Source organism: Sphingobacterium spiritivorum (assembly GCF_016724845.1).
GTDB classification, from domain to species: domain Bacteria; phylum Bacteroidota; class Bacteroidia; order Sphingobacteriales; family Sphingobacteriaceae; genus Sphingobacterium; species Sphingobacterium spiritivorum_A.
In genome coordinates, this window is sequence record NZ_CP068082.1 from 720089 (window position 1) to 739001 (window position 18913).

At 41.1% G+C, this 18913-nt stretch carries 15 protein-coding genes; 6 read left to right on the forward strand and 9 right to left on the reverse strand.

The features are described 5' to 3' along the window. Window positions 1–3 precede the first annotated feature (3 nt). Genes I6J03_RS02970 through I6J03_RS02980 form a run of 3 tightly spaced genes read left to right on the forward strand, consistent with a single transcriptional unit; the run spans window position 4 to window position 3341 of the window. A complete protein-coding gene (locus I6J03_RS02970) occupies window positions 4–1413 on the forward strand; it encodes a RagB/SusD family nutrient uptake outer membrane protein (protein ID WP_232279806.1) in 1410 nt (469 codons plus the stop codon). Window positions 1414–1431: 18 nt separating this feature from the next. Continuing rightward, window positions 1432–2484: an isoaspartyl peptidase/L-asparaginase family protein gene (locus I6J03_RS02975; protein WP_201694140.1), complete on the forward strand. Its 1053-nt coding sequence runs from the start codon at window positions 1432–1434 to the stop codon at window positions 2482–2484. A gap of 2 nt (window positions 2485–2486) precedes the next feature. After that, the gene (locus tag I6J03_RS02980; protein WP_003010498.1) at window positions 2487–3341 is read left to right on the forward strand and encodes a cyanophycinase; all 855 of its coding nucleotides are present in this window, start codon (window positions 2487–2489) and stop codon (window positions 3339–3341) included. Between the two features lie 20 nt (window positions 3342–3361). Here the strand turns inward: I6J03_RS02980 and ccoS are convergent, their stop codons facing one another. The 7 genes from ccoS to ettA all read right to left on the reverse strand — a co-directional run bounded on the left by ccoS (window position 3362) and on the right by ettA (window position 12132). After that, entirely contained in the window at window positions 3362–3532 is a 171-nt protein-coding gene (gene ccoS / locus I6J03_RS02985; protein ID WP_039990364.1) for a cbb3-type cytochrome oxidase assembly protein CcoS, read from the reverse strand. Window positions 3533–3730: 198 nt separating this feature from the next. Continuing rightward, complete coding sequence (locus I6J03_RS02990; protein WP_003010496.1) at window positions 3731–6124, reverse strand: heavy metal translocating P-type ATPase; 2394 nt, start codon at window positions 6122–6124, stop codon at window positions 3731–3733. A gap of 2 nt (window positions 6125–6126) precedes the next feature. Then, a complete protein-coding gene (hemN, locus tag I6J03_RS02995) occupies window positions 6127–7491 on the reverse strand; it encodes an oxygen-independent coproporphyrinogen III oxidase (protein ID WP_003010495.1) in 1365 nt (454 codons plus the stop codon). Further along, a complete protein-coding gene (locus I6J03_RS03000) occupies window positions 7481–7924 on the reverse strand; it encodes a Rossmann-fold NAD(P)-binding domain-containing protein (RefSeq protein WP_003010494.1) in 444 nt (147 codons plus the stop codon). Before I6J03_RS03000 ends, hemN begins: the two co-directional genes overlap by 11 nt. A gap of 264 nt (window positions 7925–8188) precedes the next feature. Beyond that, on the reverse strand, window positions 8189–9250 hold the full coding sequence (locus I6J03_RS03005; protein WP_003010492.1) for a response regulator: 1062 nt from the start codon (window positions 9248–9250) through the stop codon (window positions 8189–8191). Between the two features lie 8 nt (window positions 9251–9258). Then, window positions 9259–10443, reverse strand: a complete 1185-nt coding sequence (locus I6J03_RS03010) for a PAS domain-containing sensor histidine kinase (protein WP_003010491.1) — start codon at window positions 10441–10443, stop codon at window positions 9259–9261. Window positions 10444–10449: 6 nt separating this feature from the next. After that, window positions 10450–12132: an energy-dependent translational throttle protein EttA gene (gene ettA / locus I6J03_RS03015; RefSeq protein WP_002993485.1), complete on the reverse strand. Its 1683-nt coding sequence runs from the start codon at window positions 12130–12132 to the stop codon at window positions 10450–10452. Between the two features lie 187 nt (window positions 12133–12319). On the opposite strand from ettA, the gene I6J03_RS03020 reads away from it, so the two are divergent. Continuing rightward, on the forward strand, window positions 12320–14869 hold the full coding sequence (locus I6J03_RS03020; RefSeq protein ID WP_003010490.1) for an ATP-dependent Clp protease ATP-binding subunit: 2550 nt from the start codon (window positions 12320–12322) through the stop codon (window positions 14867–14869). Window positions 14870–15016: 147 nt separating this feature from the next. Further along, a complete protein-coding gene (locus I6J03_RS03025; protein ID WP_002993481.1) occupies window positions 15017–15430 on the forward strand; it encodes a hypothetical protein in 414 nt (137 codons plus the stop codon). Between the two features lie 86 nt (window positions 15431–15516). On the opposite strand, the gene recN is transcribed toward I6J03_RS03025, so the two are convergent. Then, on the reverse strand, window positions 15517–17178 hold the full coding sequence (gene recN, locus I6J03_RS03030) for a DNA repair protein RecN (RefSeq protein ID WP_003010489.1): 1662 nt from the start codon (window positions 17176–17178) through the stop codon (window positions 15517–15519). Between the two features lie 87 nt (window positions 17179–17265). Next, window positions 17266–18159: a type IX secretion system protein PorD gene (porD, locus tag I6J03_RS03035; protein WP_039990301.1), complete on the reverse strand. Its 894-nt coding sequence runs from the start codon at window positions 18157–18159 to the stop codon at window positions 17266–17268. Between the two features lie 127 nt (window positions 18160–18286). Between porD and I6J03_RS03040 the strand changes: the two genes are divergently transcribed. Further along, on the forward strand, window positions 18287–18910 hold the full coding sequence (locus I6J03_RS03040; RefSeq protein WP_003010487.1) for a SprT-like domain-containing protein: 624 nt from the start codon (window positions 18287–18289) through the stop codon (window positions 18908–18910). Window positions 18911–18913 lie beyond the last annotated feature (3 nt).

Here is an 18913-nt window from a genome sequence, read left to right on the forward strand (position 1 = left end):
ATCATGAAAAGAAATATAATGTTATTCAAAAAAATAGTTTGGACAATCATCCTTCCGGTAAGTTTACTTTCTTTTCAGGCCTGTAACGAACTGGATATCAAACCAACAGACGGCATAGATCCGGACAAGGCATTTCGCAATCTGGAAGATATAGACATGGGTATAAAAGGTGCCTATGCTGCCATAGATTATACTTTAATAGAAAATAATGTTACCGTCTCTGATGAAGCCATTATGCCAGCGGAAAACGTGGTTAGTAATACCAATGCCTATCGATGGCTATATACTGCCAGCAGTAGTTCTGTAACAAGTGCTTTTAGGGAATACTATATTGTCATTGACAGAACGAACCGTGTTTTGACCGGATTAGAAAAACTTACGAATGTAGATGAAACTAAAAAAAGGCACTATAGAGGTGAGTTACTGGCTATCCGGGCTTATGCACATCTGGAACTGTTAAGAGCTTTTTCTGGCGGATATGAACCCGCTAATCTGGCGATTCCTTATATGCTGGAATCCAAAATCAGCTATCCTACACGTAATACGGTACAGGAAGTAGTCAATTTTGTAAAAACCGATTTAAATGAAGCACTCAGTCTGATCGGAGATGAAGCATCTGTAAGCCGGATATCCAAACCTGCGGTCTATGCAATTCTGGCCCGTACTGCCTTATACAGCAAAGACTGGCCTTTAGCGATATCCGCATCTACATCGGCAATCAATGCCAAGCCTTTGGCTTCTCAACAAAACTTTGCCAGGATATGGACCGATCAGTCAGAAGATGAAGTTATCTGGTCTTTAAAGAAGTCTGAAGCCAGTGACTCCAGAATCGGAAGTTTTCTGTTCAGAGAAGACGGTGGGATTGCTTTATTTGCACCTTCCAGTAAACTGTTAAATTTATTTGACAAGGACAATGATATCCGTTATTCGAGTTATATCACATACGATCCTGACAGAGGTGCAGGAAAATCTCCGTATTTAATCAAAAAATATGTTGGTCGTAGTTCTGATGCTCCGGGACTGACTAATATCAAACTTTTCCGAACAGGCGAAATGTACCTGATACGCGCAGAGGCATATGCCGAAACACCAAACCAATTGTCAGGTACTGCAGATTTGAATCAGCTTCGCAAATCCAGAATTACCGGTTATACCGACCAGACATTTGCAGATAAAGAAACACTGATACGTGAGATCTATACGGAACGCTACAAAGAACTGGCTTACGAAGGACACCGCTTCTTTGACCTGAAGCGCAGAAATCTGCCTGTACAGCGTTCAGCACAGGATGCAGTTAATACATCCGGAGCATTAACACTAGAGTCCGGTAAAGCTCAGTACAACTTCCCGATCCCGGCAACAGAAATGTCGGTCAACAAAAATATGATTCAAAATCCGAATTATTCAAATTAGCAGCTCAACTTATATAACATGAAAAGAACAATAATGATCCTAATGGCGATTGGTACTACTTTGGTTGCATTTAAAAATGCGCCGGATCCACCTCTCCGAACATCAAACGCTGATAAAACTTATGTTTTGGCTATCCACGGCGGTGCAGGAACTATTCTGCGATCCAATATGACTCCGGAGATGGAAAAAGCATACAAAGATGCACTGACCCTGGCCTTACAGAAAGGATACGAGCAGATCAAAAATGGAAAATCAAGTCTTGATGCAGTAGAACAGGCTATTCATGTTATGGAAGACTCTCCCTTATTTAATGCAGGGAAAGGGGCTGTATTTACCAATGACGGCAAAAACGAACTCGATGCCTCCATTATGAATGGAAAAACACTGGAAGCCGGGGCCGTAGCCGGAGTGACAACTATCAAAAATCCCATCAGTGCTGCCCGTGCAGTCATGGAAAAATCCGAACATGTCATGATGGTAGGAAAAGGTGCAGAACTATTTGCCAAACAAGCTGGCATTGAAATCGTAGACCCTTCTTATTTCTGGACAAAAATGAGATGGGATGCCCTGCAAAAAATCAAAAAAGAGGACAGCACTAAGGTACAGCTGGATCATGATCAGAAACAGAGCCAACGTCTGGGTATAGTTAACAAAGATTCCAAATTTGGGACTGTCGGCTGTGTGGCGCTCGATAAAAACGGAAATCTGGCAGCCGGGACTTCTACGGGTGGAATGACCAATAAGAAGTTTGGCCGTGTGGGAGATTCTCCGATCATTGGAGCCGGAACTTATGCCAACAATGCGACTGTAGCCGTTTCCTGCACCGGATGGGGCGAATATTATATTCGTAATGTAGCTGCCTATACAGTATCAGCTTTGATGGAGTATAAACAGGAACCGGTCAAAATTGCAAGTCAGACAGTCATCGATAATATTGGGAAAATGGGAGGCGACGGCGGCCTGATCGCATTAGACAAATCGGGCAATCTTGCTATGCCTTTTAATACAGAAGGTATGTACCGTGGTATGGTCACTGCAGATGGTCAGATAGAAATATATATTTATAAGTAACTATGAAATTAAAATTTACCAAGGCACTCCTGATCATTGGTCTGGGGTGCTTATCCTTATCCTCTTTTGCAAAAGAAATGAAAGAGCCCAAAGGCTCTCTGTTTATTATCGGAGGTGGTGCTAAAGACCAGCAACTGATCCGCAGCATGGTAGATGCAGCAGCATTATCTGCCAGTGATTATATTATGATACTTCCTATGGCTAGTACTGTAGCAGATGCTTCTGTAGCCGATATAAAAGAACAGTTGCAGGAAATAACTGATCATAAAATAACAGCTATAAATTTTTCTAAAGCGGATGCATCAGATCTCAGACTGGTAGATTCAGTCAGAAAAGCAAAACTAATCTATATAACCGGAGGTGATCAGAACAGATTCATGGCCGTAGTCGAGCACTCTCCTTTATTTGATGCTATTCACAGCGCCTATCAGCAAGGAGCCTGTATTGCAGGCACAAGTGCGGGAGCAGCAATCATGAGTGATCAGATGATTACCGGTGAGCAAGCACAGGATTCTACTTATCGGGCTACCTTTAACCGGTTGAACAAAGATAATTTAGTCACTGCAAAAGGTATGGGCCTCATCCGCACAGCGATTATCGATCAGCATTTTATTAAGAGAAGTCGTTACAACAGGTTATTTTCAGCTTTAGCCGAACATCCGGATAAGGTATGTATCGGTATAGATGAGAGTACAGCGATTCTCATTCACAATAAAAAAGCAAAAGTCGTAGGTCAGTTTCAGGTTGTAGTGGCCAGCAATCCGGTCAAACTTGAAGTCAATAAGGAAGGCAGGATTATCTGGGAGGATATCCGGCTCAGCATCTACGATAATGGAAAAACGTTTCCTATACAATAAGGCAACTGGCAGAAAGAGGATTATTTATGCTTTTCGGCAGGTATCTCTCTGACTTCATCGTCAAATAAGATACGAACCGAAGGGGTGTATGTATCCTCATTCTGCCCTGTCTTGTGTGCCCAAAAAAAAGCTCCCAGAAAGATCAATGCCACAAAAATGCTGCATCCGATCAGAAAAAATATTATACTCATATCTGTGTTTTTAAAAACCTCTCTGCCCTTCAGGCATCTCTCCTTAAAAAGGAGAGAATCAGTAATAACAGCACGCAGTGTACCTTTATCAACTATATTAACCCTCTTAACCTTTTCAACTTCTTAGAAACCTATCTGCCCTACAGCGACTTAATTCCCTTGCGTTTGCTGGTGTCCCCACCAGCAATTGACAAAATGCTAAAGTAGCTTCTTGCGTTTGGCGTAATAACGTGTCATCAGACTCGTAAATGAAATAATAGTCACTGTACTTATAGGCATCAAAATAGCAGCGAAGAGAGGTGACATCGTGCCTTGTACTGCAAAACTCAGCCCTATTATATTATATGTCAAAGAAATCACAAAACTCATATGAATGACTTTAACTGCGTCTTTTGCAAAGGAGAAGAATTTTGGTAATTTTTCAAATGCTTCTCCATCTAATATCGCATCACAACCCGGAGAAAAATTATTGATATCATCACTTACTGCAATCCCAAGATTAGCTTTTCTTAATGCGCCGGCATCGTTAAGCCCGTCTCCTAACATACATACTGATTTTCCCTGATGCTGCCATTTTTCTATAGCAGAGAGTTTATCCACGGGGCTCTGATTGAACAACAATGTCGATCGTACAGGAAAGATAAGCTTCAGACTGTCTGAACGCCTGTCATTGTCTCCGGATAACAGATGTAGTTCATAGTTTTGCTCTAATGTATTTACCAATGTAGTCAATCCGGGCCTCCAGGATTGTTCCAATGTAAAGCAGCCTTTGACTACTCCGTTGACCATTACATACACAGCTGATCCTTTTTCTTCTCGATGTCTGATTTCCAGAAAAGATGCACTTCCCACCATAAAGGCAAATTCACCTACAACTGCCTGTATACCTTTTCCGGGGATTTCTGCGTAATAATCTAACGGAACAAAACTACTGACACCCAACCAGCGAACGATTTCACGGCTAAGGGGATGACTGGAATTACGACAGACAGATGACAGCATCACCTGTTCATCTTTACTTAATGATCCTTCGTAAAAAAGAGAAGACTTTGTAGGGGAAGAGATGGTACCTGTTTTGTCAAATACAACTGTATCTACAGCTGCCATCTGCTCAATAGCTCCGGTATTCTTAATATAAAACTTGTTTTTGTCAAATATACTCAGGGCGGCCGAAAGTGTAAAAGGTGAGCTTAAAGCCAATGCACACGGACATGCAATAATAAGCACAGCGGTAAATGCACCCCATGCACGAGTGGCCTCTCCACCTGTCAGCCATATGACTGAAGACACCAGTGCTATTAATAATAGACCTAAAGTGAAATATTTGCTGATAAACCCAATAAATGTATCAAACTGCTTGTCGTATGCTTTAAAACTTTCATTATTCCACAGTTTCGTCAGATAACTCTGAGATACGGGTTTCACCACCTCCAGTTCAATTGCTTCCGCCATTTGTCGCCCTCCTGCATAGACAACTTCTCCCAACACTTTGCTCACTTCCTTGGATTCACCTGTTACAAAACTAAAATCCACAGAAGCCTGTCCTTTCAGCAGGATCGCATCTGCAGGGATAATTTCATTATTACGAACCAAAATACGATCTCCCAATTTCAGATCACCGATAGGTGTGGGTTTATCTCCATCATTGGAAATTACTGTCACTGCTACCGGAAAATAGGAACGGTAATCCCGTTCGAATGATATATGATAGTAGGTCCTTTGCTGTACCCACTTTCCGATCAGAATAAAAAACACTAAACTACATAAGGTATCTCCAAACCCCGGTCCCGAAATCGTCAACACTTCAATAGCTGTACGCAAAAACAACACAAAAATACCCAGAGCCAGCGGGACATCCAGATTCAGCCGCTTTTGTTTCAGACTTAACCAGGCTGAGCGAAAGTAATCGGATGCACTATACAACAATACCGGAAGTGTAAACATAAGGTTCATATATCCGAAAAAAGCAGAATAACTCTTCTCAAAAGAAGCCATTCCAAAATACTCCGGGAAACTAAGCATCATGGAATTGCCAAAGCAAAAGCCGGCAACTGCTATTTTCCGAACCAGATTATCCTGATTAAGTTTCTGTCCTTCTTTTACCACATCCTGAAGCGTGATCTTCGGTTCGTATCCGATATCTGTCAGCAATGTCACCATTGCCCGAAGTGATATCTCCTGATGTTTGAATTTGATCGTCGCCTGCTTCTTCATAAAATCTACCTGTGAAGAAACAATTGCAGGATTAAGTTTATACAGATGTTCGAGTAACCAGATACAGGAACTACAGTGAATTACCGGAATATATACAGTGATGATTGCAAGTTCATCATCTTTATAATCCAGCAGTTTTGCAGCGATCCCTTCTTCATCCAGATAGCTGAGATCCACCCGCTTTGTTTTATTTACCTTGCCGGGATGTGCATTATAACGGTAGTAACTTTCCAGATTATTTGAACTTAATATCTGATAAACGGTCTGACAACCCAGACAGCAAAAATCATGATCATCCAAATGAAATCCAGCCACTTCGACCTGATCGCCACAATGAAAACACGTTTCCTTTACGCCGATATTATACTTCGTTTCCATTACTATATTGCCTGACTGAATAATCGGGTTTGTTCTTTTGTCTGTTGCAGACGCTCATCAAAAGCCATACAGATATTACGTAAAAAAGATTTTCCGGTTTCTGTGATACATACATTATCTGCACCCATAGTCAGTAAACCATCCAGAAACATAGGCTCCAGGCGCTCTTTGATCTTTGCATTAAGTCTAAAGCCCCTTTCAAACTCCATTTCTCCTCTACACATCATATGTAAGATATATCTTCTCAATATCTCATCCTCTTCGGTCAACAAATGTCCTTTTACAACAGGCAATTTTCCTTCTGTGATTAATCGGTGATATTCTTCTACGGTCTTGACATTCTGAGCAAATCCTGTCCAGGCATCACTAATCGAAGACACCCCTAATCCAATCATCAACGGGGTATAGCGATCGGCATATCCCATAAAATTACGGTGTAATCTACCCGCACGGGAGGCCAGAAACAATTCATCATCAGGTCTTGCAAAATGATCCATCCCCACATCTTCATACCCCTCTTGTCCAATCATCTGTTTACCCAGCTTATACAAGCTGAGTTTATTTTCACCCTCAGGCAAATCCATTTCCGTAAACCTGCGCTGACCGGGTTTGATCCAAGGCACATGAGCATAACTATAAAAGGATATACGATCAGGCCGCATTTCCAATGCTTTATCTATGGTCTCTGTAATCGTACTTTCGGTCTGAAACGGAAGACCATAGATCAGATCAAAGTTGATGGAAGTATACCCAATCGCTCGTGCCTGCGCAACCACACGTTCAACATCCTCAACTGTTTGCAACCTGTTGATCACGAACTGCACTTTAGCATCAAAATCCTGTATTCCAAGACTTAACCGTCTAAATCCAAGATTGTAAAGTGTCTCCAGATGGCTGTCTGTTGTATTCGCAGGATGTGCTTCAAAAGAAAAAGAAGCATCTTCAGCACAAGTATTACCATCCAGAATACCTGTTATCAACCGTTCCAGATTGGCCGGCTGAAAAAAAGTTGGAGTTCCTCCTCCCAGATGTATTTCACTGATCTTTACAGCAGTATCTCCTAGGATCTGTTTGTACATAGCCCACTCCTTCAGTACAGCGGTAATGTAAGGATCTTCGACTTTATGATTTTTAGTAATACGGGTATTACAGCCGCAATAGGTGCATAAATCTTCACAAAAGGGCAGATGAATATAGATACTGACTCCATTAGCCGTTGAACTTGCATAGGTTTGTTTTACCCGTTCTTCCCATTCGGGCGTATTAAATCTGTCATTCTCCCAAAACGGAACTGTAGGGTAACTTGTGTAGCGGGGTGCTGCCACATTATATTTACGGATCAGTTGTTCTATATTGTTATTCTCCATCTTTCAGATGTTTAGATTTATCTTCCAGGGCAGCACAGTCATTGGCACAGCAACAAGCCCGTCCGACACATTTGCCATTTTCCCATAGATTAAGGTTGCGGATTGTCTGCCTCGCAACACCTTCAATGGTTTGATTCTCGTAAGGTGTATTGGCTATTTTTATATTGAGAAGACTGGCTTCTTCAGTATCAATATGCAAAGTCCCGATAGATCTGGTAATTAAATATTGCACGCCAAGCGCTTTGAGTTCACGCAAAATATTTTTATCAAGAATATCGTCGTCCGACACAATGATCGCTTTTTTTCCGATAGCATAATGTACAGTGCTGTAATTCAACTCATTGCATATCAAAGTCAGATCGTGCAACTTTCCATTGGCAAGAACCAATATCTCTTTCTCTTCAGGCTTAATATTATAGGCAACGACTTTCATGTAATATCTTCTCCATTTATTCGATAACGCAAAACAAATTTAAGTTTTATACATACCCTCGTTCGTGAAGGCTATCAAGTAAAGAAGTGATATTCATCACTATATCATAAAAATTCAGAAAAGAAAATCCGGATAAAGGAAGAATCTGTCTGCTACATGAAGACTTTGTGTGAGTACATTGTCTTCATCCTTATTCTGCATTCCACAAAAAAAGGAGAGATTTTCTATCCGAAAACCTCTCCCTTTTCATATGCAGATGTCTTATTACTGTTTAATCTTTCTTAATTTTTCTACAGAAAAGATCCGGATTGCATTGCCCTCTTTTTTGATTAGTTTTTCATCTTTAAAATCAGCAAGCATCCTGCTGATGGTTTCGTTGGCAGTACCTGCCAATGCGGCAAGATCGTCTCTTGAGATACGGATAAGATACTCATCTTCATGTTCAGCTTCAGATTTTTCGGCTACATCTACCAAAGCATTCGCCACACGTTTACGAACAGAATCGTAAGCCAGTTCCAGAAGTTTCTCTTCTTTTTCTCTGATATTTCCCGACAACAGTTTGATAAACTTACCAGTAACAGCAGGTTTTCGATACAGCAGTTCAAAGAAATCATCCTTTGCAATCAATGCTACTTCAGAATCTTCCAGTGCAGATGCATTATCACTGTACTTTTCGTTCAACAATACAGACTCATATCCAAAGAAACTGCGATCTACATGTATATCGGTAGAAAGTTCACGCCCATCCATATAGTACAAAAAACTTCTTATTCTACCTTTAATAAGATAGTAGACAAAAATAGGATTGTCTCCTGATTCATAGATAGCCTGCTTCTTTTTAAAGAGTTTTACTCTGGAGGATTCGATAAGATCCTTTAAGAGTATCTGTTGTTCTTCATCACTCAACTGCAACCCATCAGGTCCGGGTGCACTCTTAGCAACCAGTTGCCCTCTTTTACGCAGCCGGCTTTCGATAGCATTTAACAGTTCCAGATCATCAAATGGCTTGGTGAGATAATCATCAGCCCCCATTTCCATAGCCTTGCGCATATCTACACGCTCGCTTTTGGCGGTTAGAAAAACGAAAGGAATGGTAGCTGTTTCTTCATGTTTACTCAACATGTAAAGGACACCATAGCCATCCAGTTCGGGCATCATGATATCACAAAGTATCAAATCCGGCAAATGTTTGATAGCAAGGTCAACACCGATCTTACCATTTTCGGCAGTGATGATATTATAGTTCCCTGTCAATTCGAGTATTTCAGCTGTACCTTCCCGAATTTCAAAGTTATCTTCAATAATTAAGATATTTTTCTTATCCATTTTATTAATTATTGTTCAAAAGTGAGTAAAAAAGATGTTCCTTCATTTATAACAGATCTGTACACCAGATGTCCGCCCAGCAATTCGACATATCGTCTCACGATATTCAGTCCCAATCCCGTGCCCGGTATATTGCCGGTATTATGTGCCCGGAAAAATGGCTCAAAAAGATTGACCTGATCTTCCTCCGGGATACCGATACCGTTATCTTTGATACTTACCGTACAGATATTTCCTTCAATCCTTGTACTGAATTCAATAAACGTATCTTCACCAGAATATTTCACGGCATTGGAGATAAGATTGATCGCTATACTTTTCCATAGATGTGCATCCATCATAAACTCTGCTTCCGTACCGGTATGCTCGTATACGATATGCTGATTTTTCTTACAGATCATCTGCATCTCTTCTGTGATTTCTTCTGCAAGCGTGACCAGATTGATGCGTTCTTTCTGTACAGCCACCACACCTGCTTCCAGTTTTTCCAGCGAAAGGAAATCATTCAGAATATTGGTCAGCAGCTGAACGGATCCTTTGATACGTGACGTATGCTTACGTACATTCAGAAAATCCGGTTTCTCTATATACTTTTCAATAAGAGAAGCTGACAGTTGGATCGAACTCAAAGGTGTTCGGAACTCATGGGAAGCCATAGACACAAAGCGTGACTTCATCTGTCCCAGTTCTTTTTCCTTTTCCAGCGAGTTACTCACCTCAGCTTTTGCTTTTTCAAGCTCAGAAACCGTCTTTATCAGATCTTTGGTCCGTTCACGTATTCGCTGTTCCAGTTCAAGAGCATGCTTCAGGAGTTTATCTTCTGCAGCCTTTTCTTTAGAAAGGTCATGTATAAATCCTGTAAAGACATTCTTATGTTCGTAGAACACTTCGCTTACAGCTAACCGGAAGGGAAAGGTACTGCCGTCCTTACGTCGGCCCAGTACTTCTCTTCCGATTCCGATGATTTTCTTTTGACCAGTCTCCTTATAATTATGAATATAACTATCATGGTTACTGCGGTCGGGCTCAGGCATCAATATGGAAATATTATGACCGATCACCTCTTCCGGTGAATAACCAAATAGACTGGAAGCTGCAGGATTAATACTCTCTACTATTCCTTTATTATCAATCGTAATAATACCATCAATGGCATGATCAATGATTGCTTTTAATAATTTTGCTGCTTCCACTTTTTATTATTTTACCAACTTTTTATACTTCACGCGTTTCGGTGCAATATCTCCCAGTCTCTTCTTGCGATTCTCTTCGTATTCGCTGTAGTTACCCTCAAAGAAATAGGCTTGAGAGTCTCCTTCAAAAGCGAGAATATGTGTACAAATACGATCCAAGAACCATCTGTCGTGGGAAATTACAACGGCACATCCACCAAAATTCTCCAATCCTTCTTCCAGTGCACGCAGTGTATTGACATCGATATCATTGGTAGGCTCATCGAGCAACAGTACGTTAGAACTTTTCTTTAATGTTATAGCCAGATGCACGCGGTTACGCTCACCTCCGGAAAGTACACCAACATTTTTTTGCTGATCAGCACCGTTAAAATTGAATTTGGAAACGTAGGCACGTGAGTTTACCGGACGATTGCCCAATAAAATATTGTCATTGCCATCCGTGATATTTTCCCACACTGATTTATTAGGATCCAGATCATTGTGCATCTGATCCACATAACCTAATACAACTGTCTCTCCTACTTTGAATGTACCTGTATCGGGGCTCTCCTGCCCTGTGATCAATCTGAATAAGGTAGTTTTACCGACCCCGTTTGGCCCGATAATACCCACAATACCTGCAGGAGGCAAGGAGAAACTCAGATTTTCAAATAAGATACGGTCTCCGTAAGATTTAGAGATATTGTTTGCTTCTATAACGACATTTCCAAGACGCGGTCCCGGAGGGATAAAAAGCTCCAGTTTTTCTTCACGTTCTTTTGTTTCTTCGGAAGCCAGTTTCTCATAATTATGAAGGCGGGCCTTAGATTTGGCATGACGGGCTTTAGGAGCCATACGCACCCATTCCAGTTCACGCTCCAATGTTTTCTGACGTTTAGATTCTGTTTTTTCTTCCTGTGCCAGACGTTTAGCTTTCTGATCCAGCCATGAAGAATAGTTTCCTTTCCAGGGAATACCTTCGCCACGATCCAGCTCAAGAATCCATCCTGCAACGTTATCCAGGAAGTAACGGTCGTGCGTCACGGCAATGACAGTACCTTTATATTGCTGTAAGTGCTGTTCTAACCAGTCAATAGACTCTGCATCGAGGTGGTTGGTAGGCTCATCCAGTAATAATACATCAGGTTCCTGCAGTAATAAGCGACATAGTGCCACTCTTCTGCGCTCTCCTCCTGACAAATTGGCAATTTTAGCTTCCGGCTCCGGACAACGAAGTGCATCCATGGCACGCTCCAGTTTGGAATCTAACTCCCAGGCATTTGTAGCATCGATTTTATCCTGCAATTCTCCTTGTCTCGCCAGCAGCTTATCCATTTCATCTGCATTTTCATATACCTCAGGCAGACCAAATTTGTCATTGATTTCTTCGTATTCCTTTAATATGGCTGTGATCTCGGCTACGCCTTCTTCAACGATTTCACGGACAGTCTTTTCTGTATCCAATTCGGGTTCCTGAGCAAGATAGCCTACAGAATAACCCGGAGAGAAAACCACCTCACCCTGAAAGGATTTGTCAAGACCGGCAATGATTTTTAAGAGAGAAGATTTTCCGGATCCATTGAGACCTATAACGCCGATTTTGGCACCGTAAAAGAAGGATAAGTATATATTTTTTAAAACTTGTTTTTGAGGTGGGTAAATCTTGTTTACACCAGCCATCGAAAAGATAATTTTTTCGTCAGACATATTGATTTTTGTAACTGTTTTGTAAACAAAGATAAATAATCCGGCCGATAAACTGACATTTTGCTACATTTAGGCATATGGCGTAATTGTTGATAAGAATATTAAAATTAGCGTAAGATTTTTGGATATATATTTCTACATTTATAATATCCTTAATTCTAACCCCAAAACAGAAAGGTAAAACTACATGGAAGCAAAATTTTCACCACGCGTAAAGGATGTGATTTCCTACAGTCGAGAAGAAGCATTACGCCTTCGTCATGATTATATTGGCACGGAGCATCTTTTGCTTGGTCTGATTCGTGAGGGAGATGGAGTGGCGATTAAGATTTTGAAAAATATCGGTATCGATACTGCAGCCTTGCGTCAGTCTATTGAGGATGCAGTAAAGGGTTCTTCGGTGTCGCGTGCACCCATTGGCAATATGCCATTAACAAAACAAGCAGAAAAAGTACTAAAAATCACATACTTAGAAGCAAAAATATTTAAAAGTGATATCATCGGAACTGAGCATCTGATGCTGGCGATCCTGCGTGATGATGAGAATATCGCTTCACAGATCCTTCAGCAATATCAGATATCGTACGATGTCTTCAAAAGTGAAGTGGAACAGAACAAAACCACCATCACGGATGAGGCTCCGGGATCATCTGCCGGCGGGGAGGATGAATATCCTGAAGAGGAACAATTCAATCAGCCTAAGAAGGTATCCGACATCAAATCCAAAACTCCGGTACTGGACAATTTCGGCCGTGACCTTACAAAAGCTGCAGAAGAAGGTCGTCTGGATCCGATTGTAGGTCGTGAAAAAGAAATCGAACGCGTGTCGCAGATTTTATCACGCCGTAAAAAGAACAATCCGCTGTTGATCGGTGAGCCGGGTGTCGGTAAATCCGCGATTGCAGAAGGTCTGGCACTTCGTATTATTCAACGTAAAGTATCCCGTGTACTATTCAACAAACGTGTCGTTACTTTAGATCTGGCATCATTGGTAGCCGGCACTAAATATCGCGGACAGTTTGAAGAGCGTATGAAAGCGGTCATGAATGAGCTGGAAAAATCACCTGATGTGATCTTATTTATAGATGAGATCCACACTATAGTCGGTGCCGGAGGAGCGTCCGGTTCACTGGATGCATCCAACATGTTTAAACCAGCCCTGGCAAGAGGTGAGATTCAATGTATCGGTGCTACTACTCTTGATGAGTATCGTCAATACATCGAGAAGGATGGTGCTTTAGACCGTCGTTTTCAACGTGTCACCATCGAACCTGCAACTCATGATGAGACTGTGGAGATTCTGAACCGTATCAAAGAAAAATACGAAGAACATCACAATGTAAACTATACTCCTGAAGCGATCGAGGCCTGTGTGTCTCTGACAACCAGATATATCACAGATCGTTTCCTACCGGATAAAGCGATCGATGCACTGGATGAAGCAGGATCACGTGTCCACTTAAACAATATCCATGTTCCGCAATCCATTATTGATATCGAACAGAAGATTGAAGAAGTGAAGATCGAGAAAAACAAAGTCGTACGCAGTCAGAAATACGAAGAGGCTGCAAAACTTCGTGATTCAGAGAAAAAATTACTCGAAGAGTTAGAACGTGAGAAAACCGCCTGGGAGGCAGAAACCAAAACGAAACGCTACGTCGTTACGGAAGATAATGTAGCTGAAGTCGTATCCATGATGACTGGTATTCCTGTACAACGGGTAAGCCAGACAGATAGCCAGAAGCTATTAAATATGGGTGAATCGATGAAAGGCCGTATCATCGGACAGGATGATGCTGTACAGAAACTGGTTAAAGCGATCCAACGCACACGTGCCGGGCTGAAAGATCCTAAGAAACCTATCGGTTCCTTTATATTCCTGGGTCCAACAGGTGTCGGTAAGACAGAGCTGGCAAAAGAACTTGCACGATTTATGTTTGATTCTGAAGATTCACTGATCCAGATCGACATGAGTGAGTATATGGAGAAATTTGCGGTATCCCGTTTAGTGGGAGCGCCTCCGGGATATGTAGGGTATGAAGAAGGTGGTCAGCTTACTGAAAAAGTACGTCGTAAACCTTATGCTGTAGTCTTACTCGATGAGATTGAAAAAGCTCACCCGGATGTATTCAACTTATTGTTACAGGTATTGGATGAAGGTCAGTTGACAGATAGTCTGGGACGTCGTGTAGATTTCCGTAATACGATTATTATTATGACTTCCAATATCGGAGCCCGTCAGTTGAAAGAATTTGGTCAGGGAGTAGGTTTTACTACTGCTGCGAAAAGCAATCAGGCAGATTCACATTCAAGAGGTGTGATCGAGACAGCCTTAAAACGTGCATTCGCGCCTGAATTCTTAAACCGTATCGATGATGTCATTGTTTTCAATTCGTTAACAAAAGAAAACATCTTCAAAATTATTGATATTGAATTGAGATCGCTGTTTACACGTATAGAAGGATTGGGTTATAAAATTCAATTGACGGATACAGCTAAAGAGTTCATTGCGGAGAAAGGCTACGACACCAATTTTGGAGCTCGTCCGCTGAAACGCGCTATTCAGAAATATCTGGAAGATCCGATTGCTGAAGAAATCCTGAAAGGAGAACTTCAGAGCGGAGCCACCTTAACGGTTGATCTGGACAAGGAGAAAAGTGAAATTACAGTTAAAGGCGAATCTCCGAAAGGAGGCAAAGACAAGCCAAAAGAATCTGATGTATCAAAAGATAATTAAGATTATCACTAAATAATTAGAAAAGCACCGAAATACGCGGTGCTTTTCTATTGTGGCCAAATTTTTGCTTAAACACTTTAAACTTTTTTAACATTTCATTGTCTTAGTAACATAGATAACAAATATTAATTTTAAAACTCACATAACATGAAAAGAATTCTATTAGCCCTATTAGTGATCGGCACGACAATTGGTTTGTCCAGCTGTACAAAAGAATATATTACCAACTCTCTGCCAGGAGTGAGTTATGTTTTAGCTGTTAAACAAGGAGATTGGCAGTTACAAAGCGGAACAGACAGATATAAAACTACTATCTCTATGCCTCAGTTAGATTCAAGATATTTTGAAGATGGCGATGTGAGTGTAGCTATATCTTACGATAACGACAAAACCGCATATAAACTTATTCCTGCTGTAATTCGCAATTATAGCTATGAAGCAAGTTACCGTGTAGGTAGTGTTGAAATTGAAGCGACAGAAGTTGGAACTAATCCAACTATTGTTCCTCCAGGCGACATGCTTGTAAAAATTGTTTTGACGGATGCTGAAATCGGTAACTAAGAATTACTGAAGAATCCATAAAAAAATGCCTGCAATATAATATTGCAGGCATTTTTTTATGACGATTATTTTCAATGAATATTTCCTCACCCCTCAATCAATTCCGTTGCATGTTTGATTGCAGCTTCTCCCGGATTTGCTCCGCTCAGCATTTGAGCCACTTCAAGAACGCGTTCCTGCTGATTTAGCAGTACAATATTTGACTGTGTCTTATCGCCGCTATCTTCCTTATATACTTTAAAATGACTCTTTCCTTTTGAAGCTATCTGCGGCAAGTGAGTAATGGCCAGTACCTGCATATGTGAGGCCAGACGTTGCATAATCTCTCCTACTTTTAGCGCAACTTCTCCTGATATACCGGTATCGATCTCATCAAAGATAATGGTTGGCAGAGCTGTAGACCGGGCAATTAATGATTTGATGGCAAGCATTACCCGTGAGAGTTCTCCTCCGGATGCGACCTTATGTATAGGTTGTAATTCCTGTCCTTTATTAGCTGAAAAAAGAAACTGTACGCTATCCTGTCCGGATTCCTTAAATTGCGTCTCATCGAGGGATTGCAGCTCAATATGCAATCTCGCATGCGGCATGCCTACTTCCGCAAGGACAGAAGCTACATGATCCTGAATCTGGGGTAATACATCTTTCCTAGATGATGAGAGTTGACCGGCAAGATCTTTTAATGCCTGCAGAACAGATGTAAGTTGCTTTTCCAGCGTAATCAACAATTCTTCCTGTGAGGAAGCCGATATAATTTTACTTTCCAAATCATTACGCAAGGCTATAAGTTCTCCGACCTGCTCCACACGATGTTTCTTTTGGAGTGTGTAAATGATATTCAACCGATCATTAACCGAATCCAAACGGGACTCATCCAATACAACTGTCTGTTCCAGTCCTTCGATTTCATTAACGATATCCTTGAGTTCAATATGCGTACTTTGTAGTCTGGTGAAAAGATCTTCTGAAGCCGGCATATATTTTTCAATATGTTGCAGCTGTCCCAATGCATCTTTAATCAATGACACAGCATTAGCCTCCTGTTCGGTCAGATAGTTAACTGCGCTCAGCAATCCTCTTTTTATTTCTTCTGCATTCTCCAGCTGCTGTTGTTCTTCTTCAAGTCTGGTCTGCTCTCCATCCTGCAGATTGGCCTGTTCCAGTTCATCAAACAAGAATTGGTGATAGTCCAGTTCCGCATTTGCATTTTTGATAGCTCCTTTAAGTTCCTCCAGCTTTTTCTTTGTAGACCGGTATTCCTTAAATGTCTTTTCAAAAGCTAGCTTTAATTCGGCATTGCCGGCAATACTGTCAATTACTAACAGCTGGAAAGCTTCAGTATTGATCTGTAATGTGGCATGCTGAGAATGCACATCGATCAATTGTTCTCCCAGGCTTTTCAATATAGCCAGGTTGACAGGTGAATCATTGATAAAAGCCCGTGATTTACCATCTACGCTGATTTCTCTACGAATGATAGTTTCGGTTTCATAGTCCATATCATGTTCATCAAAAAAAGATTGCAGATGATATGCACCTATATTGAAATATCCTTCGATAATACATTTTTGATCCTGATTGAAAAAGTATTTACCTTCGATACGGCTTCCCAATATAAGGGAAAGTGCTCCCATAATAATGGACTTACCGGCACCCGTTTCTCCGGTGATGATATTTAACCCTTTATCAAAGGAAATATCCAGCGTATCGATCAGCGCATAATTTCGAATATAAAGACGGCTCAGCATATATATAAGTCTAGATTCAAAAGTAAAAAATTAATATTTTGACGATAGTACAGCAAATTAGTTGTCTGATATCCGGAGATCATCTGACTATTTGCGGATTTCTTCGTACTTAGTCGAATTTGCCGGATCCAGCTCCACCAGCAGGTTGTAAGCTTTTACGCCTTCATTACCGGGCATACGACTGAATATCCCTACAAACTCATTAGATTTGGCACTATAAAATGCAGATGTCAGAATATTACCGCTATTATTCCGGTCTACTTCTTTAAGCTTAGGAAGAAGTGCTCCCATTTCTGTCCGTGCCTGTGGTTCATTTTCAGCCATTTTGTCCAATCCGTTTATATGGTAATTATAGGCAAAATCACGATATGCCACATAGCGGCGATCGGTCAGATTGGTGATCAGCCAGTACCGGTTATCAAAAGCATCCATAGAGCGCCAACCTACATAATCTCCGTTTTGGGAGTAATTGACAATATCTCTCGCGACAGAGAAATAAGTATTACCGCCGTATAACTTGAAAGAATCGGCGTCCATTCCGATAATAACATTGGCATAAAATCCCAGCAAAGAAGCCAGATTACTCATATATTGATTCTCATTATAATCCAGAATATCCCCTTCTATATATGAGAAATTAAAATACTTGTCATTAAATGCCAGTATGGGACTGTTGTAATTCGTACCATATACAGGTCTTGAGGAAAAAACCTGCGCCGTTCCTTTGAATTCTTTGGAACCATCCCAGGAAGTAATCGTGATGACCAGTGCACCGTCTATACGTTCTTCGTTCTGCACTTTATTTGCAGTCCAGGCTCTGTTGTTTAAGAAGTCTGAAATTGCTTTCTGCAGGACTTCCAGAGCACGTTTATTTGTATTCTGTACCTGTGGAGACTGTACTTCTACACGAATATTGAGCTCCTGTGCGAAACTTCGTGTTATCAGCATGCTCAACAAAAGAATACAGACTATTTTATACATATGATTAATAAGTAAAGCGTTTAGTCAAATATAGGATTATTTTACAGGTTTTCTATATACCTGTGCTCAACTTAATCCGCCACACAGGGGCTTCTCTTTTCAGACTGAATTGCTTATTTTTGTCCTAATGCCTGACTATACCAAACAATTGCAAAAATACATGCCGGAACTGGCTGCTCCCATTATCTCTCAATGGATCATTGACTCTAAATGTTCCTTTAAGATAAGCCGGGCACGTGCAACGAAATTGGGCGATTATCAGGCTCCATACCGCGGAGAATCCCATAAGATCTCCGTTAACAACAATCTAAATCCTTATTCTTTTCTGATTACCACAATTCACGAATTTGCGCACCTCCGAACCTGGCAACAACATAAGAATAAGGTCAAACCACACGGAACAGAATGGAAGGACAATTTCAAATTTCTGATGGAACCCTTTCTGAAGCTGCATATTTTCCCTGAAAAAATACTGCATGCCGTTATCAAGTACCTCAATAATCCTGCAGCTTCCAGCTGTACCGACCTGCATCTGTTCAGGACATTAAAAGAATATGACAGTACACAGTCTCCCGTCATAACGGTAGAGATGCTCAATCAGGATGATCTGTTTTCAATGAAAAACGGGCGTGTATTTCAACGAAAAGAACGAATCCGCAAGCGGTACAGGTGCGTGGAAGTCTCTACCAACCGTATCTATCTCTTTCATCCTGTCGCAGAGATATATCCAATCCCTGATCCGTCTCTTTAATCA